We start from the raw sequence: 23,008 nt of genomic DNA on the forward strand, positions 1-23,008 counted from the left end.
ACACTCACTCAGCAGAGAGCACGTATCATGATTTTTTATCCACGGTTTGTGCCGGGGCTGGCGATCAGTTCGTACCTGATCGGCGATGATCAGAGCGGGGCCGCGGTCGTAATCGACCCGCCCCGCGATGTCGAGGAGTTCATTGAATTTGCCCGTCAGCACGATTTGCACATAAAATATATTATCGAAACCCACGTGCATGCCGATTTTGTTTCCGGCTCACGTGAGTTGAAAGCGCGACTGAACAATGAACCGCAGATTTACTGTTCAGCGTATGGCGATGCGGACTGGACTCAATCATTCGCTGATCGTCATGTATCAGCAGATGACACGCTGTCGTTAGGGAAGCTTCGGTTCGAGTTTCGGCATGTTCCCGGTCACACTCCCGAACACATCGCCATACTGCTGTTCGACGAATCCCGCAGCCAGGACACGCCCTGGTGTATGTTTACAGGAGACTTTCTGTTCGTCGGCGATGTCGGACGCCCGGATCTGCTGGGCGAAGCGGAGCAACAAAAACTCGCGCACCAGCTCTATGAAAGCGTGTTTACGCGGATGGAGGCCCTGCCCGATTTCCTGGAAATCTTCCCCGCACACGGAGCCGGTTCTCTGTGTGGAAAAGCGATTGGCTCGCGACGTTCTTCCACGGTGGGCTTTGAACGGCGTTTCAGCGATGTCTTGCAGAAGCAGGACGAAGAACCCTGGATCGCAGACCTGCTGCAGGATATGCCGCTCTCCCCTTCCTATTTCAGCCGCATGAAACGCATTAACAAAGAAGGTCCAGCGATCATCGGGCCGGAACTCCCGGGACAGAAACGCTGGTCGGCGAAACAGGTTGCAGAGCGACAGTGTCAGGATTGCCTGATTGTCGATGTCCGTTCCAAAGAGGCGTTCGCGGCAGCACACATCCCGGATTCTATTAACATTCCAATGGGATCGAATCTGCCCACTTGGGCGGGCTGGGTTCTCCCGTACGACCGACCGATCCTGCTCGTCGTCGATCAGCCCTCTCAGGTCAAAGAAGTCGTTACCAATCTGCTCCGCGTCGGCTTTGACGACACTCAGGGCTATCTCGAAGGGGGCATCAATGCCTGGGAAACATCAGGATTCCCCTTGGAAATGCTGGAAACCATTTCAGTCCGGGATCTGCATCACAAACTGCGCCAGCAGCACCCGCTGACGGTGCTGGATGTGCGCACCGAGCGGGAATGGAACTCCGGTCATATAAAAGGGGCACTCCACATTCACGGCGGCGCTTTACAGGAACGATTTGAGGAAATTCCCCAGGAACAACCGGTGGCTGTGGTCTGTGGATCAGGTTATCGCGCTTCGATCGCCTCCTCGTTCATCCGCCGCGCCGGGTTCACTGATGTGGCAAACGTCCTGGGAGGCATGTCCGCCTGGAAAGCCGCTGAACTGCCTCTGACGACGTAATCTTTGTCTGATTTCTCTCTCAGTTTTGAAGGGATTCTCGTTTCCTGCTGAGCAGAATCTCGACTATTAAGAGCTTGAGTGAAGGAGTTTCTTGCCGAAATCATCAAACAGGAATCACATGCAGCACTCACAGGATAGATCGACCGACTACCAGGAAAACAGTCTCACTTTGATGGGAGCCGTGGCCATGGGGACTGGTGTCATGATTGGCGCCGGTATCTTTGCTCTGACTGGTCAGGTTGCTGAACTCGCCGGAAGCTGGTTTCCCCTGGCCTTTCTGGCTGCGTCCATTGTCGCTTTATTCAGTGCCTATTCCTACGTAAAACTGGCGCACGCGTATCCCTCCGCAGGGGGCATCGCCATGTTCCTGAATAAAGCCTATGGCAAAACTGCATGGACCGGCAGCTATGCTTTGCTGATGTACTTCTCCATGGTCATCAATGAGAGCCTTGTTGCGCGGACCTTCGGAACCTATACGCTGCAGTTATACGAGGTGGAAGAGAATACCTGGCTGGTTTCCGGACTGGGTGTGGGTTTGCTGGTAGTCGCCTTCCTGGTCAACATACTCGGCAATCGATTCATTGAGTCATTATCTTTTATCACTGCCTTCATCAAGCTGGCTGGGATTGCAATCCTGGCTTTCGGAGGCATCTGGGCTTCCGGGTTTTCCCTGGAGAACTTTTCCCAGTCTTCTGGTGAGACGGGATACGGAAGTTTTCTGGGAGCGGTTGCCCTCGCACTTCTGGCCTTCAAGGGGTTTACCACAATCACCAACAGCGGCAGCGAACTGAAAAACCCGCACAAGAATGTGGGACGGGCGATTCTGATTTCAATCGGGCTCTGCCTGGTTTTATACCTGCTGGTCACGGTCGCAGTGGGAGGCAGCCTGACGATTGAAGAAATTGTGAAAGCCAAAGATTACTCTCTGGCCCAGGCGGCCCGACCAACCTTTGGTAAATACGGTGTCTGGTTCACGGTTGTCTTCGCAATTATCGCGACTGTTTCCGGAGTCATCGCGAGTGTCTTTGCCGTATCACGCATGCTGGACATGTTGACCGAAATGAAACTGGTTCCCCACTCACATTTCGGCATGCCGGGGAGTATTCAGAAACATACGCTGGTGTATACGGTCGTGATGGCTATCATTCTCACGCTGCTCTTCGATCTCAGTCGCATCGCTTCGCTGGGGGCCATCTATTATATCATCATGGATATCGCCATTCATTGGGGTGTTCTGCGAAAACTCCGCGAGGAAGTGCAGGCGAACTCGGGAATTTTGGTCACGGCGATCGTGTTGGATCTCATTATTCTTGTCGCATTTGTAGCGGTGAAAGCACGCACGGATGTGCTGGTGCTGTATGTGTCCCTCGCCGGTTTGCTGGTGATCTTCATCGGCGAATTTCTACTTATTCGATACGGCCAGAAATCTGTAGAGCATTGATCCCGCTAAATAGTTTCTGTCACTGCATTTGTGTCGTCTGGGGGATGTCGGATTGATCGACTCGGTCCGCCTGATCCTGTTTTGTTAATTGCGAAGGCAGTCTGGGAAGAATGTCCGGGGAATCCACTCATGTGAATGGATCTTGATGGATCAACGTGGACAACTCGGCCGATCAGAGATAAGATGGGAAACTGAAACGCTTTCCATCCAGACTGACCATACCCTGCTTGGCGTCATTGGACGCACTGCTGACCCCGCCCTGGAGTAGATAATGCTGAATATTTTCGACGGAGCTGCTAATCGATTCTGTAATCGTGTCTCACGCCGTAATTTCATCAAGGTCGGCGCGCTGGGATTTGGCGGATTGACGCTCCCACAACTTCTGCGGGCAGAACAACAGTCGGGCACTGGGAAGTCACACAAGTCGATCATCATGATCTACCTCCCTGGTGGACCGCCGCATCAGGACATGTACGATCTCAAGATGGATGCACCTTCCGAAATTCGAGGCGAGTTCAACCCGATCTCCACGAATGTACCTGATATCAAAATTTGCGAGCATCTGCCCCGCCTCGCCAGTCTTGCTGATAAAAGTATCTTCGTGAATTCGCTCGTCGGTTCTATCGGTCAGCATGCGTCATTTCAATGTATGACCGGACACAGCGATCGGAATCAACCTGCAGGGGGCTGGCCGGAAATTGGTTCTGCTCTCTCGCGTCTCAAAGGTGATCCGCGGGCAACGGCCCCCGCGTATGTGAACCTCTCGCCGAAGATGCAGCACACACCCTACAACTTTGGAAAAAATAGTTTTCTGGGCACCTCGCATACTCCATTCAATCCGAACGGGGAAATGAAGGGGGATATGACCCTCAACGGAATTACTCTGGACCGTCTGCAGGATCGAAAGCAACTCTTAACGAGTTTCGATCAGTTCCGCCGCGATGCGGATAACAGCGGCTCCATGGAAGGCCTGGACGCTTTTAACGAACAGGCATTCGGCGTCCTCTCCTCCGGACGACTCGTCGAAGCACTCGATGTCTCCAAAGAAGATCCCGCGGTTCGGGAACGCTACGGCAAAGGAACTTCGCGCAAGCAGGGTGACGCCGCCCCTCGTCTGAACGAACAGTTCCTGCTGGCCCGTCGACTCGTTGAAGCGGGGGCCCGCATGGTGACGTTGAGTTACAGCTTCTGGGACTGGCACGGCAGCAACTTCAAACGGGCCAAAGAGAACTTCCCCGATTTCGATCAGGCCATCACCGCCCTGATTGAAGACCTGCACCAGCGGGGACTCGCCGAAGACACGACCGTCATCGCCTGGGGCGAGTTCGGCCGGACTCCCAAGATCAACAACAACAGCGGCCGGGATCACTGGCCCCGCGTCTGTAATGCACTGCTCGCCTGTGGTGGAATGAAGACCGGCCAGGTAATCGGTACCACTGATCGTCTCGGCGGTGAAGCGGATGACCGTCCTGTCCACTTCCAGGAAGTCTTTGCGACCCTCTACCACAATATGGGAATCGACATCGAGCGGGTCACCCTGCCCGATCACGCCGGTCGCCCCCAGTACCTGGTCGACAGCGGCTATCTCCCGATGCCGGAAATCGTTTAGAATCCAAAGCTTATGAAGTTCTGGGACGGGCAGCCTTTCTGCGCGGCTGACGCCCTGTTTCACTTCAACTTTCGCGAGAAGACACCCTGCGTTAATGGCTCGCCAGAGACCAGCCTGGTCGCTCAGCGACCGCACCAGGTTTGGGAGCAGCTGCTCGTTCATTTCGACGTTAAGCTGCAAGGAAGAACCGGAAAAATTTCTCAACACGCTCTCCTGCCTTCCACGCTGGATTTCAGCCGCTGACTTTGTTGCATACTGCTCAGCCGTGAAGTGGTATTGGCACGGGAAATGCAATACTAACCACTCTATCTAACTCCGATAAAAACTGGAGCGAGTTTCTATATCGGGTATGGCTCTCGAGCGGGCCATGCTAATGAGAATGGGGGGGAACTCGCTTCAGTTTTCTTTTTAATACCGGCTGCCAGGAACTGAGACCATGCCGACCACTTGGACACAAAAAGATGAAAAGCAGTACAAGAAAATCAGAGAGAGTGCCCTCGAGCGAGGTAAATCCAGTTCCGAGGCGAAAGAGATCGCCGCGCGCACAGTCAACAAGCAACGGCGGAAAGAGGGAAGAACGCCCCGGGAAACCACTCAGGGCACCGGCAATCCTCATACGCGTCTGGAAGAACGCACTGTAGATGAACTTTACAATCTCGCGAAAGAGCATCACATTCAAGGCCGCAGCAAGCTGAATAAAGCTGAGCTGATCGAAGCCATTCGTGACAAACGCTAGCCGAATCACCTCTTCAGTCAGGATTACATCATGGATATTTCACGTTCGCCAGGTGAGGACACTACGTCGGTAACTTCGACTTTACCCTGTTTTCTGCGTGGCTTCTTCGAGAACCCGCTGCAGGTGGCCTCCTGTATTCCCAGTTCCAGTTACCTGCAACGCAAACTGAGCTCACTTGCCTGTCTGCGTTCCGCAAAAACCGTCATCGAACTCGGACCGGGAACCGGCGAGACGTCGAAGGCCCTGCTGCAGGCCATGCCTGATCAGTCCAAGTTGCTCTGTGTAGAAGTCGTTGAAGAATTCGCTGCATCGCTACAGCAGAACGCAGACCCACGTCTGATCGTCGAGATCGGATCCGCCCTTGATCTGGAATCCATTCTCAAGCGGAACTACTTTGCCTCGGCTGATGTCATCGTCTCGGGAATTCCATTCTCAGTCCTCTCGCCGGAGGAAGGTCGCACATTGATGGAATCCATCTATCAGCAGCTCGCCCCCGGCGGTGCCTTCGTGACTTACCAGTTCCGCAGCAGTGTCTGTGACCTGGCAACAGAATACTTCGGTCCTCCCGAGAAACGTTCGATGGTATTGTGGAATCTGCCACCCCTGGAGATCTTCGTCTGGAAAAAGACAGTACTGGAATGCCACCATATCAGTCACAACGCCAGACCGATCAATGCCTGACCACAACGGGGCCAACTGCCTCTCATTGATACAGCGTGAACCTGTTTTTCTGGAACGTGTCCTGGTTTCCGGTATGTTCAACATCTGGAAATCCGGAGCCAGGTATCGTTTCGGGACTGGTCATGACTAAAAAAAATGATGCGGTGTGGGTATTTCATGGAACTACGGCGCAGTTTTGCAGTGGTGTATTTTCCACAAAAGCAAAAGCGGAGGACTTCATCGCCCAACATTAGCTTTCAGGCATTCTGACAAGATATCCTCTCGATACAGGCGTCTATGACTGGGCTATAGCGGAAGAAATTTTCAAACCTTCCAGGGATTATCAGTCCAGCCCTCGGTTTATCGGCCGCTTCACCAGCGCGAGCCAGGAACATTTCCATTACGAAATGGGAATTGAGGGAAGAGAGGGCAGCGAAGATGATCACTCTGCAGGCCGGCCAGACGTTCGAGATCAATGATACGCTGCTTGCAGACTTTCCCTGGCATGAGTTTACGAACGTCGCTCGTTTTGTCATGGAGTGGCCTGCTGCACCTTATCCAGACATTGAGTTGATACTGGAATCCGATTTGGTGACGAGCCTGGTTGCCTGTCTTTCTCTGGAACAGGTCGCAGAATGCAGGCTACCGACCATGGGGATAAGGCGCTTGCAGTTTTCCTCTCTGACTGCAGAAAACGTCCGCTCGCGTCAGTGGGAGCAGGTCAATTATCACATCTTTGACGCAGATTTTGAGGAGCCGGTTCTGATGTTCAAATCGGGGCAGATTCAAATACAAACACAATAATTCCGCTTACTCCGCTTTCCCTTGCTGGGCAATATACGCTCTGGCCTGCTCGATGTAGCCCGGGGTTTTCAGCCCTACCTGTTTGGCTTCTGCGAGGGCGGCATCGAAGCAGAGGCCATCATCCAGTACACGATGGGCCAGCCAGATTGCTCCCACGCGGTTGGCTGATGCACAATGCAGAACCAGTGGCTGCTTCGATTTGTCGTTCAGCAGTTTGCGGCACTGGTCAAAAACCGCTGGCGTTAATGATTCCGGAGCCCGAAAGGGAATCTGCACGTAATCCAGATTCAGCATCTTCAGGTACATCGCCTCGTCCCATTTCAACTCCCGTGAAGGACGCAGGTTAACCACTGTCTTGACGCCCGCTTTCTGGATCAGATTGAAATCTTCTTCTCCCGGCTGACCTGCGAGGTAAATTTGACCACTACGGTGCAGGGGAGAGATCTGCCCCAGTTCCTCCAACTGCAGCATGCGGCACGCTGATTCTGTTTTGGAGTCACCCCAGACAGTCGTCGGGGAAGTTGCGAGGCAGAGCATCAGCAGCAGTGGAGCGGTTTGAAAGCATCGCATGCTTGATTCCAGTCAGGAAAACAGGTCGGATCAGACAAAGTTCAACGAATTCTAACAGAATCGGAATGCAGACACAAAAAAACGCCAGTCAAGACGAGCTGACTGGCGTTGAATAATTCATGCATCGAAGAGGTTCAAAAAAAGGAAAACTTATATATCCTCCTGGGAGATGACGCACGAGATAAAAACAATTTGTGTATAGTGAATATCGCCAGAATCGCGATTTTTGTCAAGCGATATATAAACCGAAAATGAATTCCTTGTAAAAAATCTGATTTGACATCTGTTTATATATAAGGCAATGCTGATGCCTGGTGTTGTGCCCCTACAAAATCCATGATTCTGACGACCTTGATATCATTTCCTGCAAGGGAATAGTAAGATAAAATTGCTGTCAAATTAGCGGCAGTGAGCTCAAGCGCCATTAGTATTCTGAATACATGATTACCGTTTTCCCGATTGCGGGACAACGTGAGGAAATGAACGGACTGTAATGCTGCAACAACTACGCTACCTCCTGTTACAGGTTCGCAATTCAGACGATCCGATGAAACAACAGGAAGTCAACTGTTTCGCCCGCTCCCTGGATGTCGACACCAGCCAGATCGCCGTCTTCGATCTGCTCGGCGGTCCACTCAGGGAAGTCGATCTCGTGTCTCATGATGTCGTCTTCATCGGCGGCAGTGGTCACTATTCCGCCGCAGGAGAAGGTCGCTGGCTGGAGATCGCCCTGGAAAGTCTGCGAGTCGTGCACGATCTCCGTAAACCCACGTTCGCTTCCTGCTGGGGATTCCAGGCAATGGCCCGCGCCATGGGAGGCCGTGTGGTCCACGATCTCAACCGAGCCGAAATCGGCGTTCATCACGTCAGTCTGACGGCTGCCGGTCAGGCTGATCCCATCTTCGGCCCCGCAGGCGATATTCTGCAAGGTCTGATGGGGCATGAAGATACGGTCGTTGAACTTCCGCCGGGAACCGAACTGCTGGCCTCGACAGATCGCGTGGAAAATCAGGCGTATCGTTTTATCGATCGCCCCATTTACTGCACTCAGTTCCATCCCGAACTCGACCGGGAATCGTTCCTGGGCCGCCTCAATACCTACCCCGAATATGTCGAAAAAATCGCCGGCCTCTCCCTCGACGAGTTCCGCCACTCGATTCACGATACACCCGAAACCATGGCTCTGTTAAAACGTTTCGTGCAGGAGATCGCCCCCCGGCATCTGAACCAGACCTGATCCTCTTCCCGCCCGTAAATACTCAGGTATACCGTTTATGACCCCACCGCCAGACAAGAAACTGCATGTCGCCATCATCACCTCCGGAGGAGCAGGGATGTTCTGTGGCGCATGCATGCACGACAACACCTGGACCAAAGCCATGATGCTGCAGGGGGCTGAAGCAACCCTCGTCCCCACCTACACTCCCATTCGCGTCGACGAAGAAAACATGACTGGATCACCGGTCTTCCTGGGAGGCATCAACGTCTATCTGAATTATCGCTCCCGCATCTGGCGTGCTCTGCCCCGCTTCCTCAAGCACTGGCTGGATACACCCTGGATCATTAATTTCGCGACCAGCTTCGGCGTCAGTAACGACGCCCATGAACTGGGGGCTCTGACCGTCAATCTGCTGGAAGGAGATCAGGGAGCCGAAGGAGTCGAAATTGAAGAACTCGCCCGATTTCTGGGAGAGACGCTCAAACCCGATGTCATCTGCCTCAGCAACGCCCTGCTCTCGGGGACCATCAAAGCCATTAAGCAGCATTTCAAGGGACCTCTGTTCTGCATTCTCCAGGGGGATGATGTCTTTCTGGAAGAACTCGGAGAACCTTACCGCAGTCGTTCGCTGGAACTGATCCGCTCGAACGTGCAACAGCTGGACGGCGTTCTCGTACACAGCGATTACTACCGCGATTTCATGTCTGCTTACCTGGACGTGCCCGTCGACCATTTCCACAAAGTCCTGCTCGGCATCAATCTGGATGGCTATGACGGCACGCCGGAGACCAGCGTCGACGAGCCTTTCACCATCGGTTTCTTTGCCCGCATCTGTAAAGAAAAAGGTCTGCAAAACGCCGTCGAAGCCTTCAAGATCTTCCACGAACGACACCCCGACAGCCGCCTGCTGGTGGGGGGCTTCCTGGGTAAAGAAAACGAAGCCTGGTTCAAGGAGACCACCGCGCCCCTGGATGAACTTCAGGATGCCTACCGTTACTGGGGCAGCCCCGCTTCGCACGAGGAAAAAGTCGACTTCTACAAAAGCCTCTCCGTCCTCTCCGTGCCGACCGACTACCAGGAACCCAAGGGGATCTTCGTGCTGGAAGCTTTGGCGAACGGCGTCCCCGTCGTCCAGCCCGCCCATGGTGCCTTTCCGGAATTGATCGAACAGATCGCCGGCGGACTGCTCGTGCCCCCGGGCGATACCCTGGCACTCGTCGAAGCCTGGGAACGTCTGTACCAGGACAAGGATTACCGTAAACAACTGGCACAACAGGGGTACGAACGCGTCCGCCAGTACTTCAACTCCGAGCTGATGGCCACCGAAAGCCTGCAGTTTTTCCGCGATCGCCTCGCCGCTGTAACTCCCGCCGAGAACCCGCGCTAATTGCCCGCTGGCTGCTGAATGACCCGCCGTCCTGCTTAACAATTTCCCCGGATTCCGCTATGGTATAGCCTCTGACGGAAATCGTGCGGAACGGGCTCACGACCCGCTCCATCATATATAAACATAAGAATATAAGGTTTGAGTATTTCAATGGCTGATTTGCATGCGTTAATGAAAAAACTGCAGAAGAAAAATGATTCCAAGATCGTCCTGCTCGTCTCTGACGGACTGGGCGGACTCCCCCTGGAACCGGGCGGAAAAACCGAACTGGAAACAGCCAACACCCCCAACCTCGACGAACTGGCCAAAAACGGAACCCTGGGACGCAGCATTCCCGTGCTCCCCGGCATCACTCCCGGGAGTGGCCCCGGTCACCTTGGACTGTTCGGCTACGATCCGCTGCAGTTCAACATCGGTCGCGGTGTACTCGAAGCTCTGGGCATCGATTTTGAACTCGGTCCCGATGACGTCGCCATCCGTGGCAACTTCTGTACGCTCGACGATGATGGCAACATCACCGACCGTCGTGCCGGCCGCATCGCCAGCGATATCGGCGTTGAACTCTGCAAGAAACTCGATCAGATCGAAATCCCCGGCGTCGAAGTTTTCGTCCGTCCCGTGAAAGAATACCGTCTGGTGATCGTGCTGCGGGCCAAAGGCCTGGGCGGCGACATCAAGGATACCGATCCTCAGAAAACCGGCGTACCTCCTCTCGAACCGGTCGGACAGAACGAAGCCTCTCAGAAGACCGCCGAGATCTGTAAGGAATTCCTGAGGCAGGCTGGCGAGATCCTCAAAGACGATCGTCCTGCCAACCTGCTCACCATGCGGGGCATCGCCAAGATGCCGGAGATCCCCACCTTCGAAGAAGTCTACGGCACTCGTGCCGCTGCCATCGCCGTCTATCCGATGTACCGTGGACTGGCCCGCCTGGTCAGCATGGACGTCAAAGATGCCGGCCAGACCCTTGAATCGCAGATGGACTGCCTCGAAAAGATCTGGGACGATTACGACTTCTTCTTCGTGCACTACAAGTACACCGACTCCACCGGCGAAGATGGTAACTTCGCTGCCAAGGTCGCCAAGACCGAAGAAGTCGATTCCTGCATCCCCCGCATCAAGGCACTCAAGCCCGATGTGCTCATCGTCACCGGCGACCACAGTACACCGTCCAAAATGAAATCGCACAGCTGGCACCCCGTACCCGTGCTGCTGTCTGCGGAAAACGCCCGCTTCGACGGCTGCCAGAGTTTCGGTGAATCTGAGTGCATCAAAGGTGGACTGGGACAGTTCGAAGCCAAGTACCTGATGTCCATGGCGATGGCGCACGCCGGTCGCCTGGAAAAATATGGTGCCTGATCCCAGCCGGAATCAGTAAAACCAGACCCTCAAAGGATGCCCCTTCTGCGGAAGGCGGCATCCTTTTTCGTTATATTCGTTGTGACTGGAGTGTAAAATGGACTGCAGTCGCCGATCGACAGGAAAGATCAAGGAAACCAGATGATTTTGATCGATCCTGCTAATAAACACGTTTGTTAGACAGGGACTGTGCGCCAGGTCGGACACAGAACAGGGACCAAACTATCTTCAACTCCGGGTGTCATTGATGTCGCAGTACTTAAGCCAGCTTTCAGGACTCTCCACCTTCATCATTATTCTGGCCTGTGGAGCACACCTGTTCTTCTTTTTCGTACTCTGGGTCTGGTCCCGCCGCGACCTGCGAGGCATCGCTTCATCCCTGGATGACTTCACCCGTGGCCTCAAGCACCGCAGCCTGCTCGATTCTACCGGTCACCTCTCCGATCAGATCGAAGCCTTTCTCGCAGACGTCAACGAAACCATTGAACCAGGCGCCAACCCGGCCGACCGCAAGGTGCTCTCCGAACGCGTGCATATTCTCGATGAAAAACGCCGCTATCTTAATTCCCACTTCTTCGAGACCTGCTACAACATCTGTCGCACGATGATCGAAGCCTACCCCCTCGCCGGGGTCCTGGGGACGATCCTCGCCATGGGCGCGGCTCTGCAGGCAAATACCGGTGCCGAAAACGGCTCCGCCATCAGTTCCATCGTCAGTCACTTCGGCGATGCCATCTGGTCCACATTCGCCGGTCTGGCTGCTGCCATTCTGCTGATGTTTATCAACAGTATCCTCGAAACCTCGTTTCTCGGTCTGGTCGAAAACCGGCAGCATGTCCGCGATACCGTAGTCTGCGCCAAACGGGAGCTGGCATTCGCAGAGGGGAGTGCCGCGAAATCATGATCAGCCGCCGTCGCTTAACCTTCCAGCTCACACCCCTGCTCGACCTGCTCCTGATTGTCATCTTTGCGCAATTCATGGACACGCAGGAGACGACCGCCCGCATCGAACAACGCGCCGAGACCAAAGTCACACAGGCGGAAGAACAACTCACACATCTGCAGCAACTCCAGGCATCGGAGGCGGAGCGGTTAAAACAACTCTCCGCAGAGAAAACCAAAGCACTCGAGGCGATCGAGAAAGCCCGGGAAGCCAATGCCGTCACGCAGGAAAGCATGAGGTTGCTGCAGCAGCAGTCAGAAAAAACGCAGATGGAACAGTCCGAGCAGATCGAACGCCTGCGTGATCAGCGCGACCGGGTCGGCGAACTCGTACAACAGTTGTTCCAGCTACCGGAAGACACGCTGGATCCGCTGCTGAAATCCAAGGGGACTCCCGATTCCCCGGAAACCCGCGAACAACGGGAACGCGTCAGAAAACAGCTCAAGGAACTGGCCGAGGCTCGCGGCGAAGATGTCGTGCGGCACTTCCTGACCTACGACGAACTCACCAAACGCAGCGACATCTGGGATCTCTATCTGACCGAGAATGGCGTCTTTGAACTGCAGATTGGTGACAAGTCAGCCAGTTTCCGGGCGGAATCGCAGGCAGAGTTCGTCGATCGCTTTTATGCTGTCTACAAAACGACCCCGCAGCCTAAGAGCCTGGTGATCATTCTCTTCTCTTACGGCGATGCCAAAGCCTCCGTTCGTTTCGCCGCCACACAGGGACTCCCCCTGGTCGCAGAACGGATGCGGACCGACAGCAGTGGTCGCACCCGCTTCGAATACGCGGTGATGGGCTTTGTGCCGCAGCCGACTGCTACAACGAAGCAACCGCCGGCCGAGTCCCGTTAAATTCCCAGCTCTTCGCGGACCTCTTTGAATTTCTCGATCGCGAAATCGAGGTCTTCAATCGAGTGCGCCGCGGAAATCTGGGTCCGAATGCGCGCCTTACCCTGTGGCACGACGGGATACGAGAACCCGATCACGTAGATCCCCTTCTGCAGTAATGCGTCGGCAACCTGGGCCGCCAGCGACGCATCACCCAGCATGATGGGCACAATCGGATGCTCGCCTGGCAGCACATCAAAGCCGACCTGTGAGATTCCCGCGCGGAAATGTTTCGTGTTCGCTTCCAGCTTGTCGCGGAGTTCCGTCGAAGCGGTCAGCAGGTCGATGGCTTTGATCGACGCAGCCACAATCGGCGGTGCGACGGAATTAGAGAACAGATACGGACGCGATCGCTGCCGCAGCAGATCGATCACTTCCTTGCGACCACTGGTGTAACCACCGCTGGCACCACCGAGTGCCTTGCCCAGCGTTCCCGTCAGAATGTCAATTCGCTCCATCACGTCGTGGAATTCATGCGTCCCTTTGCCGTGGGCTCCCATGAAACCGACCGCATGCGAATCGTCGACCATCACCAGCGCATCATATTTATCCGCCAGATCACAGATCGCCGGCAGATTCGCAATGTAGCCGTCCATTGAAAACACACCATCGGTGGCAATCAGGCGGAAGCGGGCCGACTCAGCCGCCTTGAGTTGTTCTTCCAGGTCCTGCATATTGTTGTTCTTGTAGCGGAACCGCTGCGCTTTGCAGAGCCGCACGCCGTCAATGATGCTCGCATGGTTCAACTCATCCGAAATGATCGCATCCTCTTTCGTGAGCAGTGTCTCAAACAGCCCGCCGTTGGCATCGAAGCACGAAGTATACAGGATCGTATCTTCAGTCCCCAGGAACGTACTCAGTTTCTGCTCCAGGTCCTTGTGTATCGACTGGGTCCCACAGATGAACCGGACCGAGGACAAACCGTAACCCCACTGATCCAGACCCTCGTGGGCAGCTGCAATCACCTCCGGATGTTCGGCCAGTCCGAGATAATTGTTCGCGCACATATTCAATACCGGCTCACCGGCTGCCACGCGAATGTGTGCATCCTGCGGCGTGGTGATGATCCGCTCCGACTTATACAGACCGGCGTCCTTGATTTCTGCGAGCGTCTTTTCCAGTTCCTGTTTGATCGATCCGTACATGGGATTTATCCTGCTAAAGTTTGTGGCGTCGTGACGTATTCTGTCTTACATCTCATTCCAGTCGAGAATCACCTTGCCGGACTGGCCCGACATCATCACCTCGAACCCTTTTTCAAATTCGCTGGCATGAAAACGGTGTGTAATGATCGGACTGATATCCAGCCCGCTCTGCAGCATGACTGTCATCTTATACCAGGTCTCGTACATTTCGCGACCGTAGATCCCTTTCAGCGTCAGCATGTTGAACACAACAATGTTCCAGTCGATGGCAATCTCTTTTTCCGGGATTCCCAGCATCGCGATCTTACCGCCGTGGCACATGTTGTTGAGCATGTCCCGAAACGCGACCGGGTTCCCCGACATCTCCAGCCCCACATCGAAGCCTTCGGTCATCCCCAGTTCTTTCTGGGCGTTGGCAATCGTATTATCCCGCACGTCCAGCGCGAGTGTTGCCCCCATCTTTTTCGCGAGTTCCAACCGGTACGGGTTCACATCAGTGACGACCACATGTCGGGCTCCCGCATGTTTAACGACAGCTGCCGCCATCACACCAATCGGTCCTGCACCGGTAATCAGAACGTCTTCTCCCAGCACGTCAAACGAGAGGGCCGTATGTACGGCGTTACCGAAGGGGTCGAAAATCGAAGCCACATCCCGGTCAATGGAGTCGTCATGATGCCAGATGTTGGTCATCGGCAGAGAAATGTATTCGGCAAACGCACCCGGACGATTCACTCCCACGCCCCGCGTATGGGCACACAGGTGTCGCCGTCCCGCGAAACAGTTCCGACAGCGACCACAGACCACGTGCCCTTCTCCGCTGACGATTTCGCCGGGAACATAATCAGCCACGTTCGAGCCGACTTCCACAATCTCGCCTACAAATTCGTGGCCGACCACCATTGGCACCGGAATCGTCTTCTGTGCCCAGTCGTCCCATTTGTAGATATGGACATCGGTGCCGCAGATCCCCGTCCGATCGACTTTGATCAGCACATCATTGATGCCGATTGTCGGTTTGGGGACTTCTTCCAGCCAGAGACCCGGCTTTGACTCTTTCTTTACGAGTGCCTTCATGATTTCACCCCGGCGTGCAGAAATATTTTGGAGGATCAGCGGACTGAATCCTTTATAATGCCTGATTATCCAGTATAATAGAAAATCGATATCCATTTTGCAAGAGTCATAATCCGATATATTGGAAAAAGAAATGGCTGCGCCTTCGCCAGGAAAACAGACCGCCAGCAAACCTGCGCCTGAGCTCTCCCCCGATGAGATCAGCGGGCAGCTTTCGCAGCGCGTACGCACCCTGCGGAAAGAGCGTGGCTGGTCGCTCGATTCCCTCTCGGCCGCCTGCGGTGTCAGTCGTTCCATGCTGAGTCAGATCGAGCGGGGCGAAGCCAATCCCACGCTGGCCGTCACGGTGCGGATCTCACAGGCCTTCGGCATCGCCCTGGGCGAACTGGTCGAAGCACCGATTTCCACCTCATCAATTGAAGTCATCCGGGCCGACGATCGCACGTTCCATTATCGTTCCGACGACGAGTGCCGCATTCGTACGCTCTCCCCGCTGCACCTCGAAAAGGACGTCGAGTTTTATGAAGTGCAACTACACACCAACGGGAAGCTGCAAAGCGCACCCCACTTTAAGGGGACTCGCGAATTTCTGACTGTCGAAAAAGGCAAAATTGAACTGCAGTCCGGCGACGATACAACGGTGCTCGGCCCTGGCGATTCCGCCAGCTATCGGGTTGATGTGCCGCACACCATCAGTAACGCCGGCCGCGGCGAAGCCTTCCTGTTCCTGGTCGTTATCTATCAGAACTGAGTCTGACAAAACCCCGGGCGATAGCTTACTGCTCGCAGGCAGAGACCGGCTGTGCTTCCGTTTCCACGGACTCCGGTTCCGACGAGGTCATGTACTTTTCGCGGTGTCGATCAGCCAGGATCGTGTCGATAAAGAACTGCGACGTGTGAAACATCAACAGGGGAAAGACTGCCGACGGAATTCCCGCGTTACCAAACATCGACGCGTCCGTTGCCACGAAGACCGCGATCGGCAATGTCTTCTGACTCCCTGCAATCGCACTGGCAATCTGGTCCCGCGGATGAAACTGGAACGTTTTACCCAGCAGCAGATTGGTGAAAAAACCTCCCACGTGCACCACGATGCAGCTGATCCAGACCACCGCAACCGCTGCCAGTGAGATGCCTACTTCCGAAGTCTGAATGCCATAACCGGTCTGCACCGCAGCCAGCAGTACCATGAACAGCACGAAGATCAGTGCCACGGTGCCCAGTCGCGAAGTAATCCGATCGGCAAACTGTTTGATGGTCTTGTTCATCCGCAGGATCTGGCCGAACAGTACCGGCAGCATTGCTGCATAAAACAGCTTGGTGACCATGGCGAAGCGGTCGAATTCGATTTCGCGCGAGGTGATCAACAGAATCCAGAAAGGGACCGTCAGAAAGCAGGCACCGTTGGTGATCATCGTCACCATCAGCGACACGCCGTCGTTTCCGCCCCCCCGCCGGGTCCAGACCGATGCACCACACAGGGTGCACGGAACACACGCCATGATTACCAGGCCAATTTGAAAGTCGGCAGTCAGCTGTAGCGGCAGCAGTGCCCAGGCAATCAACGGCAGCAGTATGATATTCGTTGCCAGCGAGAGAAACATCGGTCCCGGCTTGCGGATCGAAGAGAGCAGATGCTCGGAGTTGAGACTGAGTGACATCAGAAACAACACAATCGCCGTCAGCCACGAAGGGCGAATGAACTGCTTTAAGTGTGACAGCGTTTCCTGCGATCCTTCGTGACCGGCATAGACGCCGCAGGCAATTACAACCGTAATGCAGAGCAGAAACCAGCGGCGTCGAAAAAAGGCAAGCATGACTCAGTTTTCAGTTCGTATGGGGCGGGTGAGCAGCAGGGGGTTACTTTTTGTTGTTATCCCGGATTGTCTTCCAGCGTTCACTGAAATAAGCAAACGCGGGCTGCATCGCTTCGGGGCTGTGTTTCTCGTTCTCAGACAGCGAAAAGATCGCACTGTTCAGCTTGTCCGATTCTGCATCCGCAATCGCCATGTGGAACATCACAGACAGCGAGCGTCCCAGCCACTTTCCCTGACCGTCACGGTGAATATAGAACCGGTGTCGCAGGAAGGTGTCAAACGAGCGCGCTGCACTCGCGTATTCACCCTGGATGAACTGTCCAATCGCCATGAAGTAGGCTGCATTCTGAGCGGCCAGAACGTGCATCTGCCGGATATCCGGCGGGACAACCAGATCCACGGGGAAGCGTTCCTCCAGTCGGGTCGAGACATAACTTTTGATCGCCGCCGACTGATTCCCCATCAACTGTGTGATGCGGGTCTTGAGCAGCTTCTTGGTCGGGCTCCCCCAGGGAACTTCAAAGAATCCCTGGGCGTTTTCTTTGCGCCCTTTGACGTCATAAGGCACCGGAGCGCGAAACGGCAGTTTGACCATCGCCAGTTTCTTGGCTTCTTCACCGGTGACCGCTTCACTCTTGTCGATTTCCTGATCGGCATATTCCGAAACCACGAGCGGGTTTTCTTTCAAAATTCCTTTACCGATCGATTGGACGTGGCCAATGAACCCCGGGTCCCCTTCCAGGGGATCCAGGTTTCGATACAGCACGAATGTCTGTTTCCGCGACAGCGAGTCTTCCAGGCGACGCATGCGTGATGCCCACTCGCAACTGCGACCGATGATTTCAACCTGGGCCGTTTTCAGTTCCTCAGCAGAGAAACGACTCTCGGCATATTTACCGTACAGATTTTTCAGCAGCGCGGGATCTTTCTGGACCTCAGCAAACGTCGCGGGTATTTGAATCTGAATCGTATCCGCAGGCTGCTCAGGCGATGGGATCGGCATGCCGAGTACCGGATCGTAAAGATAAATCTGGTCTTCCAACAGCACACCGACCAGCAGCTTATACGGGGCCGGTTTCGCTGCTTCGAACAGCACCGCATCAATCCGCAGTTGACGCATCAGGTCGATGAAGACCCAGGCCCGCTGCTTCGCACTTCCGGATCCAATGACACAGATTTCATACGGTCCCAGAGGCAGTGCGTTCTTTGCATCGGGAACCAGATCGATGTTGTTCATGCAGTAATAAAAGGCAGCGGTAGCGCGATCCCGGTCATTTTTCTTGCCCTCGATCGCCGCGGTCACCATTCCATTAAACAGCTGTGAATCTCTGATGAATTTTCCGTCGATCTCCGTGAAGCGGGTCAGCTCCAGCTTTGCCAGCTGTTCTTCGCTCAGGTATTTCTTCAGGAACGTTCGCTGAGAATCTTTCAGGGTCGGAGGCTCTGCATCGAATTTGCCACACATGCCAGCCCACTCGTTCAAGAGGGAGAGAGCCCCTGTCAGCGTCGAACTGATTCCCATCCGTTCCGGCTGCATCATGTTAATCGCATTATCGATATAACTGTGACACTCCGGATCTTCCTGTTCCGCTGCCGGATTGGCGGCACTGGTTTTCGTTCCGCCGCCTTTCTTTTTCGTGTTGTCTTTGCAACCCGGAAGCGAAATCAGACAGTTGAGCAACAGGCAGAACAGACTGACGCCGGCCAGAACAGACGGGCGTTTTCCGGAATCTTGGCGGAGCAGAGAAGTCAGAATCATAGCAGTTGTGGTTTCGTAGTATGGTACATTTCCACCTGTCACTGATGGAAATGTGATGTTGAAGATGCGGTGCATTCACAGGTGATGAGCCGACAGAAGATCGATCATTCAACTGTCTGTTATCTATACTATAACCGATTCCCGGGCAGATGGAATGTCTTAAAGGGCGCTGTTTTCATTCACCAGGGTACGAAACCGCTGCAAATCCAGCGCAAAACGGGCAAACTCTTCCAGCGGCAGCATATTCGGGCCGTCACTGAGCGCCTGTGAGGGATCGGGATGCGTCTCGGCGAAGATCCCGTCACAACCGCAGGCAACAGCAGCCCGGGCCAGGTAGGGGATCATCTCCCGCTGTCCGCCGGTCGATTTGCCTCCCGGAGTCTGCACGCTGTGAGTCGCATCAAAGATGACCGGCGGCCCCATCTGCTGCATGATGGGGATACACCGCATATCATTTACCAGCCGACCGTAGCCGAAGGTCGTGCCCCGTTCGGTCAGCAGCAGCTGTTCCTGTCCGAAAGCCTCACATTTCTTGACGGCATGGATACAGTCTTCAGGAGCCACGAATTGAGGCTTCTTGATATTCACCACACCCCCATGTTTGAGAGCTGCTTTGGAAGCCGCTTCCAGCAGATCGGTCTGTCGTGCCAGGAAGGCAGGGATCTGCAGAATCCGACAGACTTCCGCCGCCGGAGCCGCCTGCCCCGGTTCGTGAATGTCGGTAGTCACATCCAGCCCCGTCACCTGTTTGACTTTCGCCAGAATCTCGAGGCCCGCTTCCAGTCCCGGTCCACGGAAACTGTCGACGCTGGTTCGGTTCGCTTTATCAAAGCTGCATTTAAAAACCAGTGACAGGTTATCCCGGGCGGCGATCTCGGCCAGTCGCTCCGCGGTGCTCAGTACCAGTTCTTCGCTTTCGATTACGCAGGGGCCGGCAATGAACAACAGCGGTAACTGAGTGCCGCACTGCAGCTTGCCAATCGTTACGGGGTTTTGAGCCACGGGAGAATCCTTTCAGTGGGAGTCGGAGATTTTTACGAATTATGGTTCAATCGACGGAGCGGGGCAAGGGACGATCAGCTTCAGCCCCCGGGGAATCACCCTGATTTCGGCCGGTGTCAACCCGGAGGAATCTCCGTCGGTCTGAATCGGTACCGGCCGGGTGGCCTGAATCCGCAGCGAGCGGGCCTGAATCTTCTGAACGTGTTTCGACGTCAGATGCGTTCCACGGATAATCTGCCACAAGTAGAGCAGCATGCTGAAGACGCCCCGCCGACGAAAAAGGATCAGGTCCAACATGCCATCATGGTCGACCGAGTCCGGCGAAAAATTCAGATTCAGACCATAGGCGGGAATATTCACAATGATCGCATGATAGGCGGTCTCTTCTTCAGCACCATCATCAATGCTGATCAGCAGCGATTCGAACGGGTAGTCGTAGAGCGTTCTGAGGATCGGTTTCAGATAACTCAGGTAGGAAATGTTCCCTTTTCTCACCTGTGCCAGGTTTTCCACCACCGCGGCATCAAAGCCGATACTCGCCATCAACACGAATTTCCGCTGATCGAGCTGGCAGACGTCGATCTCCCGGCACGCGCCCTGTTTGATCATCTCCGCCACAAACGCCCCGGACTTCGGAATACCCAGGTAACGCGCCAACAGGTTTTCGGTTCCCAGAGGTAACACCGCGATCCGCTGGTCGGGATAGCGGTTGACCACATCCTGCACCGTTCCGTCTCCCCCCGCTGCGACGATGCATACCGGCGGCGTGTCACGCGTGCGTTCTTCGACATATGTCTGCATCCGCTCCCGGTTGGAAAACAGACGCGGCCGGATGCCCCGCTGTTTCAGATGCTGTACCAGTTCCATGATCAGCGCAGCACGATCGCCCTTTCCGGAAATCGGATTTCTCTGAATGGCGGCCCAGGCTTCAGACATTGTCAGTCGTTCTCAAAGTGGCGGTCGTTATCGAAAGGATCAGGTCAGGTAAACGGGAAATGCGGGTTTGTCTGTGTTTCAGGTCAGAATACTTGAGAAAAACTCTTCAAATCTGCGAAGAACTTTCTAAAAATAGAAGATTCGCTACCTTGCTTCTTAATTTTGGCTGACGGAAAGCCGATTTCATAGGTACTGTCCCTCGAATGTTTCCGGCTTTCGAAATATTTTGAAGCAAAGCCTGAAAACCGGAAATCGTGTTCTATCATTTATGAGTAGAAATACGTAATAAAAGATTGAGATTACTTGTGTTCCAGTGAGCCTATCCGGTAAATTGGATAATATAACAGGTGTCCTCGCTCATGATACAACTCAAAGTCAGGCAACAAGTGTCTTAGTGGACAAAGGCTGTTTTCATAGTGACCAATCCGCAAAAAATTCTTTTCTGTGGGCCTTCAGACGACCAGACCTCTGAATTGAGGCAGCAGTTCTCTTCAGAAGACTATCTGGTGGTGACCCCGGAAAATCTGGCACAGGGGATTGCGGAGTTTGACCAGGGAAATGTTTCCGCGCTGGTAGTACCTGCGACTGAGGGTACCCTTCCGCTCGCACTCATCCAGTCTGGCTCACTGCTCGAATACCTGCCCCACGCTGTCGTTGTCCTCGATGCGGATCTGCGCATCATCTGGGCCAACCAGCGCCTGAATCAGCTCTGCGATCAACGCGAATCATTGATTGGTCATTCTTTCTACGATGCCTTCGGTGCCCCTGAAATTCTGGGACCGGACTTCAGTCCCTTCCATACTGCCTTCTCCACACGCAAACTGGCCAAGAGTGGTCTGCGTGTGGGCGATAAGAACTACTTCGATGTGGAAGTCACGCCGGTTATCACTGAGCCCGACAATACCAGTAAACAGGAACCCGCCTACCTGGTAGCCAGCGTACGAGATATCTCCGCCGAAGTTCTGCAGCGTCAGAAACTGAATGCAATCTATCAGGCCGGTCTGGAACTGGGCGACCTCTCACCTGAAGAAATCTACGAGATGTCGACCGAGGACCGCATCGAACTGCTCAAAGCCAAGATTCTGCATTACACCCAGGATCTCCTCGAATTCGAAACCGTCGAAATCCGCATTCTGGACAAAGCCACCGAACGGCTGGATGTCCTCCTCGCCGTTGGTATGGAGCAGGTCGCCACGAACCGCACGCTCTACGCCAAACCGGAAGGGAATGGCGTCACCGGTTTCGTTGCCGCGACAGGCAAAAGCTACCTCTGTGAAGACACCACCCACGACCCTCTTTATATGACCGGTGCCCCGGATGCCCGCAGTTCCCTGACCGTCCCCCTGCATCTGCACGACGAAGTTCTGGGAACGTTCAATGTGGAAAGTCCGCATGCCGGTGCCTTTGACGAAAACGATCTGCACTTCCTGGAACTCTTCAGTCGCGAAGTCGCGATTGCCCTTAATACACTGGAACTGCTGGTGGTCGAAAAGATGACCACCGCATCTGCCAGTACCGAGTTAATCATGCGTGGGGTCGTCGATCCGGTCGACGAGATCCTCAACGACACTGCCTGGATTCTGGAGCGGTACATTGGACACGAACCTAATGTGTGCGAGCGATTGCAGCGTATCCTTAAAGACACTCGCCATATCAAGCAACTGATCCAACAGGTGGGAGACGAAATTGCTCCCCAGACTCCACACCACCACAAAGTGCCTACCATGCGACAGGTGAACCCCAAGTTGCTCAACAAGCGGGTTCTTGTCGTCGACAGTGATGCCACTGTCAGGCGGGCCGCCCACGAACTGCTGGGGCGCCTGGGGTGTGAAGTCGAGACCGCCCATAACGGAGAAGAAGCATTTCTGATGGTCCGCAGCTTCCACTACGATGTGGTCATCGCCGACATCCGCCTGCCCGATATGAACGGGTACGAATGCTTCGCCCAGATCCGTGAAATCCACGAGCATTTGCCCGTCATCCTGATGACAGGCTTCGGCTACGATCCCACGCACTCGATCGTCAAAGCCCGCCAGCTCGGCTTGAAATGCGTCCTCTACAAACCTTTCCGCCTCGATCAGCTGATTACAGGCGTCGAAAAAGCAGTCAGTATTTCCGAAGACATCACCTCGGAAACCTCCAACTGATTCGTCTGCGCGTCCTCCTGCTTCTCTCCCAAAATTTCCCGATTTCCCATAACAGTCTCGATTTCAACGCGCC

General features: G+C 54.5%; 21 protein-coding genes and 1 pseudogene. 15 read left to right on the forward strand and 7 right to left on the reverse strand.

Features of this window, described 5'->3' with window-relative positions:
- Positions 1–27 precede the first annotated feature (27 nt).
- The 8 genes and pseudogenes from F1728_RS20710 to F1728_RS20740 all read left to right on the forward strand — a co-directional run bounded on the left by F1728_RS20710 (position 28) and on the right by F1728_RS20740 (position 6,684).
- Positions 28–1,434 (forward strand): MBL fold metallo-hydrolase, encoded by a 1,407-nt coding sequence (locus tag F1728_RS20710; RefSeq protein WP_155365671.1) that lies wholly within the window; start codon positions 28–30, stop codon positions 1,432–1,434.
- 118 nt (positions 1,435–1,552) lie between these two features.
- A complete protein-coding gene (locus F1728_RS20715) occupies positions 1,553–2,875 on the forward strand; it encodes an APC family permease (protein ID WP_155365672.1) in 1,323 nt (440 codons plus the stop codon).
- Between the two features lie 271 nt (positions 2,876–3,146).
- A complete protein-coding gene (locus F1728_RS20720; protein ID WP_155365673.1) occupies positions 3,147–4,484 on the forward strand; it encodes a DUF1501 domain-containing protein in 1,338 nt (445 codons plus the stop codon).
- A 12-nt stretch (positions 4,485–4,496) separates the two neighbouring features.
- Positions 4,497–4,727 (forward strand): hypothetical protein, encoded by a 231-nt coding sequence (locus F1728_RS20725; RefSeq protein WP_155365674.1) that lies wholly within the window; start codon positions 4,497–4,499, stop codon positions 4,725–4,727.
- Between the two features lie 193 nt (positions 4,728–4,920).
- Positions 4,921–5,220, forward strand: coding sequence for a Rho termination factor N-terminal domain-containing protein (locus F1728_RS20730; RefSeq protein ID WP_155365675.1), 300 nt, complete (start codon positions 4,921–4,923; stop codon positions 5,218–5,220).
- A gap of 30 nt (positions 5,221–5,250) precedes the next feature.
- Entirely contained in the window at positions 5,251–5,901 is a 651-nt protein-coding gene (locus tag F1728_RS20735) for a class I SAM-dependent methyltransferase (RefSeq protein WP_155365676.1), read from the forward strand.
- 122 nt (positions 5,902–6,023) lie between these two features.
- Positions 6,024–6,359, forward strand: a pseudogene (locus tag F1728_RS32835) (DUF7710 domain-containing protein).
- A complete protein-coding gene (locus tag F1728_RS20740; protein ID WP_155365677.1) occupies positions 6,319–6,684 on the forward strand; it encodes a hypothetical protein in 366 nt (121 codons plus the stop codon). The pseudogene F1728_RS32835 and the gene F1728_RS20740 overlap by 41 nt, the downstream one beginning before the upstream one ends.
- A 6-nt stretch (positions 6,685–6,690) precedes the next feature.
- Here the strand turns inward: F1728_RS20740 and F1728_RS20745 are convergent, their stop codons facing one another.
- A complete protein-coding gene (locus tag F1728_RS20745; RefSeq protein WP_155365678.1) occupies positions 6,691–7,254 on the reverse strand; it encodes a fused DSP-PTPase phosphatase/NAD kinase-like protein in 564 nt (187 codons plus the stop codon).
- 493 nt (positions 7,255–7,747) lie between these two features.
- Here F1728_RS20745 and F1728_RS20750 point away from each other — a divergent pair, with 493 nt between their 5' ends.
- The 5 genes from F1728_RS20750 to F1728_RS20770 all read left to right on the forward strand — a co-directional run bounded on the left by F1728_RS20750 (position 7,748) and on the right by F1728_RS20770 (position 13,016).
- Positions 7,748–8,491 carry a type 1 glutamine amidotransferase gene (locus tag F1728_RS20750; protein ID WP_155365679.1) on the forward strand — a complete coding sequence of 248 codons (744 nt, stop codon included), beginning with the start codon at positions 7,748–7,750 and terminating at the stop codon, positions 8,489–8,491.
- Between the two features lie 37 nt (positions 8,492–8,528).
- Entirely contained in the window at positions 8,529–9,860 is a 1,332-nt protein-coding gene (locus F1728_RS20755; RefSeq protein WP_155365680.1) for a glycosyltransferase family 4 protein, read from the forward strand.
- 150 nt (positions 9,861–10,010) lie between these two features.
- Positions 10,011–11,219 (forward strand): 2,3-bisphosphoglycerate-independent phosphoglycerate mutase, encoded by a 1,209-nt coding sequence (locus tag F1728_RS20760; protein ID WP_155365681.1) that lies wholly within the window; start codon positions 10,011–10,013, stop codon positions 11,217–11,219.
- 247 nt (positions 11,220–11,466) lie between these two features.
- Entirely contained in the window at positions 11,467–12,123 is a 657-nt protein-coding gene (locus F1728_RS20765) for a MotA/TolQ/ExbB proton channel family protein (RefSeq protein WP_155365682.1), read from the forward strand.
- Positions 12,120–13,016: a hypothetical protein gene (locus tag F1728_RS20770; RefSeq protein WP_155365683.1), complete on the forward strand. Its 897-nt coding sequence runs from the start codon at positions 12,120–12,122 to the stop codon at positions 13,014–13,016. The genes F1728_RS20765 and F1728_RS20770 overlap by 4 nt, the downstream gene beginning before the upstream one ends.
- On the opposite strand, the gene F1728_RS20775 is transcribed toward F1728_RS20770, so the two are convergent.
- Both F1728_RS20775 and tdh read right to left on the reverse strand, forming a co-directional pair.
- The gene (locus F1728_RS20775; protein ID WP_155365684.1) at positions 13,013–14,197 is read right to left on the reverse strand and encodes a glycine C-acetyltransferase; all 1,185 of its coding nucleotides are present in this window, start codon (positions 14,195–14,197) and stop codon (positions 13,013–13,015) included. The two genes, F1728_RS20770 and F1728_RS20775, sit on opposite strands and share 4 nt — an antisense overlap.
- 45 nt (positions 14,198–14,242) lie before the next feature.
- A complete protein-coding gene (gene tdh, locus F1728_RS20780) occupies positions 14,243–15,274 on the reverse strand; it encodes an L-threonine 3-dehydrogenase (protein ID WP_145190381.1) in 1,032 nt (343 codons plus the stop codon).
- A 133-nt stretch (positions 15,275–15,407) separates the two neighbouring features.
- Between tdh and F1728_RS20785 the strand changes: the two genes are divergently transcribed.
- A complete protein-coding gene (locus tag F1728_RS20785; protein WP_155365685.1) occupies positions 15,408–16,025 on the forward strand; it encodes a helix-turn-helix domain-containing protein in 618 nt (205 codons plus the stop codon).
- Positions 16,026–16,050: 25 nt separating this feature from the next.
- Here the strand turns inward: F1728_RS20785 and F1728_RS20790 are convergent, their stop codons facing one another.
- From F1728_RS20790 to F1728_RS20805, 4 genes are all read right to left on the reverse strand, one after another.
- Positions 16,051–17,091 carry a bile acid:sodium symporter family protein gene (locus tag F1728_RS20790; RefSeq protein ID WP_155365686.1) on the reverse strand — a complete coding sequence of 347 codons (1,041 nt, stop codon included), beginning with the start codon at positions 17,089–17,091 and terminating at the stop codon, positions 16,051–16,053.
- A 43-nt stretch (positions 17,092–17,134) separates the two neighbouring features.
- Entirely contained in the window at positions 17,135–18,850 is a 1,716-nt protein-coding gene (locus F1728_RS20795; RefSeq protein WP_155365687.1) for a hypothetical protein, read from the reverse strand.
- Positions 18,851–19,009: 159 nt separating this feature from the next.
- Entirely contained in the window at positions 19,010–19,852 is an 843-nt protein-coding gene (kdsA, locus tag F1728_RS20800) for a 3-deoxy-8-phosphooctulonate synthase (protein ID WP_149344159.1), read from the reverse strand.
- 39 nt (positions 19,853–19,891) lie between these two features.
- Positions 19,892–20,788 (reverse strand): diacylglycerol/lipid kinase family protein, encoded by an 897-nt coding sequence (locus tag F1728_RS20805; protein ID WP_155365688.1) that lies wholly within the window; start codon positions 20,786–20,788, stop codon positions 19,892–19,894.
- 416 nt (positions 20,789–21,204) lie between these two features.
- On the opposite strand from F1728_RS20805, the gene F1728_RS20810 reads away from it, so the two are divergent.
- Positions 21,205–22,935, forward strand: coding sequence for a response regulator (locus tag F1728_RS20810; RefSeq protein WP_155365689.1), 1,731 nt, complete (start codon positions 21,205–21,207; stop codon positions 22,933–22,935).
- Positions 22,936–23,008 lie beyond the last annotated feature (73 nt).

The sequence above is a fragment of the Gimesia benthica genome, from assembly GCF_009720525.1.
GTDB lineage: Bacteria > Planctomycetota > Planctomycetia > Planctomycetales > Planctomycetaceae > Gimesia > Gimesia benthica.

What these genes read in the sequence shown, in the direction of transcription:
- F1728_RS20710 (WP_155365671.1), top strand. Translation starts at nt 28, where the DNA reads ATGATTTTTTATCCACGGTTTGTGCCGGGGCTGGCGATCAGTTCGTAC.
- F1728_RS20715 (WP_155365672.1), top strand. Translation starts at nt 1,553, where the DNA reads ATGCAGCACTCACAGGATAGATCGACCGACTACCAGGAAAACAGTCTC.
- F1728_RS20720 (WP_155365673.1), top strand. Translation starts at nt 3,147, where the DNA reads ATGCTGAATATTTTCGACGGAGCTGCTAATCGATTCTGTAATCGTGTC.
- F1728_RS20725 (WP_155365674.1), top strand. Translation starts at nt 4,497, where the DNA reads ATGAAGTTCTGGGACGGGCAGCCTTTCTGCGCGGCTGACGCCCTGTTT.
- F1728_RS20730 (WP_155365675.1), top strand. Translation starts at nt 4,921, where the DNA reads ATGCCGACCACTTGGACACAAAAAGATGAAAAGCAGTACAAGAAAATC.
- F1728_RS20735 (WP_155365676.1), top strand. Translation starts at nt 5,251, where the DNA reads ATGGATATTTCACGTTCGCCAGGTGAGGACACTACGTCGGTAACTTCG.
- F1728_RS20740 (WP_155365677.1), top strand. Translation starts at nt 6,319, where the DNA reads ATGATCACTCTGCAGGCCGGCCAGACGTTCGAGATCAATGATACGCTG.
- F1728_RS20745 (WP_155365678.1), bottom strand. Translation starts at nt 7,254, where the DNA reads ATGCGATGCTTTCAAACCGCTCCACTGCTGCTGATGCTCTGCCTCGCA.
- F1728_RS20750 (WP_155365679.1), top strand. Translation starts at nt 7,748, where the DNA reads ATGCTGCAACAACTACGCTACCTCCTGTTACAGGTTCGCAATTCAGAC.
- F1728_RS20755 (WP_155365680.1), top strand. Translation starts at nt 8,529, where the DNA reads ATGACCCCACCGCCAGACAAGAAACTGCATGTCGCCATCATCACCTCC.
- F1728_RS20760 (WP_155365681.1), top strand. Translation starts at nt 10,011, where the DNA reads ATGGCTGATTTGCATGCGTTAATGAAAAAACTGCAGAAGAAAAATGAT.
- F1728_RS20765 (WP_155365682.1), top strand. Translation starts at nt 11,467, where the DNA reads ATGTCGCAGTACTTAAGCCAGCTTTCAGGACTCTCCACCTTCATCATT.
- F1728_RS20770 (WP_155365683.1), top strand. Translation starts at nt 12,120, where the DNA reads ATGATCAGCCGCCGTCGCTTAACCTTCCAGCTCACACCCCTGCTCGAC.
- F1728_RS20775 (WP_155365684.1), bottom strand. Translation starts at nt 14,197, where the DNA reads ATGTACGGATCGATCAAACAGGAACTGGAAAAGACGCTCGCAGAAATC.
- tdh (WP_145190381.1), bottom strand. Translation starts at nt 15,274, where the DNA reads ATGAAGGCACTCGTAAAGAAAGAGTCAAAGCCGGGTCTCTGGCTGGAA.
- F1728_RS20785 (WP_155365685.1), top strand. Translation starts at nt 15,408, where the DNA reads ATGGCTGCGCCTTCGCCAGGAAAACAGACCGCCAGCAAACCTGCGCCT.
- F1728_RS20790 (WP_155365686.1), bottom strand. Translation starts at nt 17,091, where the DNA reads ATGCTTGCCTTTTTTCGACGCCGCTGGTTTCTGCTCTGCATTACGGTT.
- F1728_RS20795 (WP_155365687.1), bottom strand. Translation starts at nt 18,850, where the DNA reads ATGATTCTGACTTCTCTGCTCCGCCAAGATTCCGGAAAACGCCCGTCT.
- F1728_RS20805 (WP_155365688.1), bottom strand. Translation starts at nt 20,788, where the DNA reads ATGTCTGAAGCCTGGGCCGCCATTCAGAGAAATCCGATTTCCGGAAAG.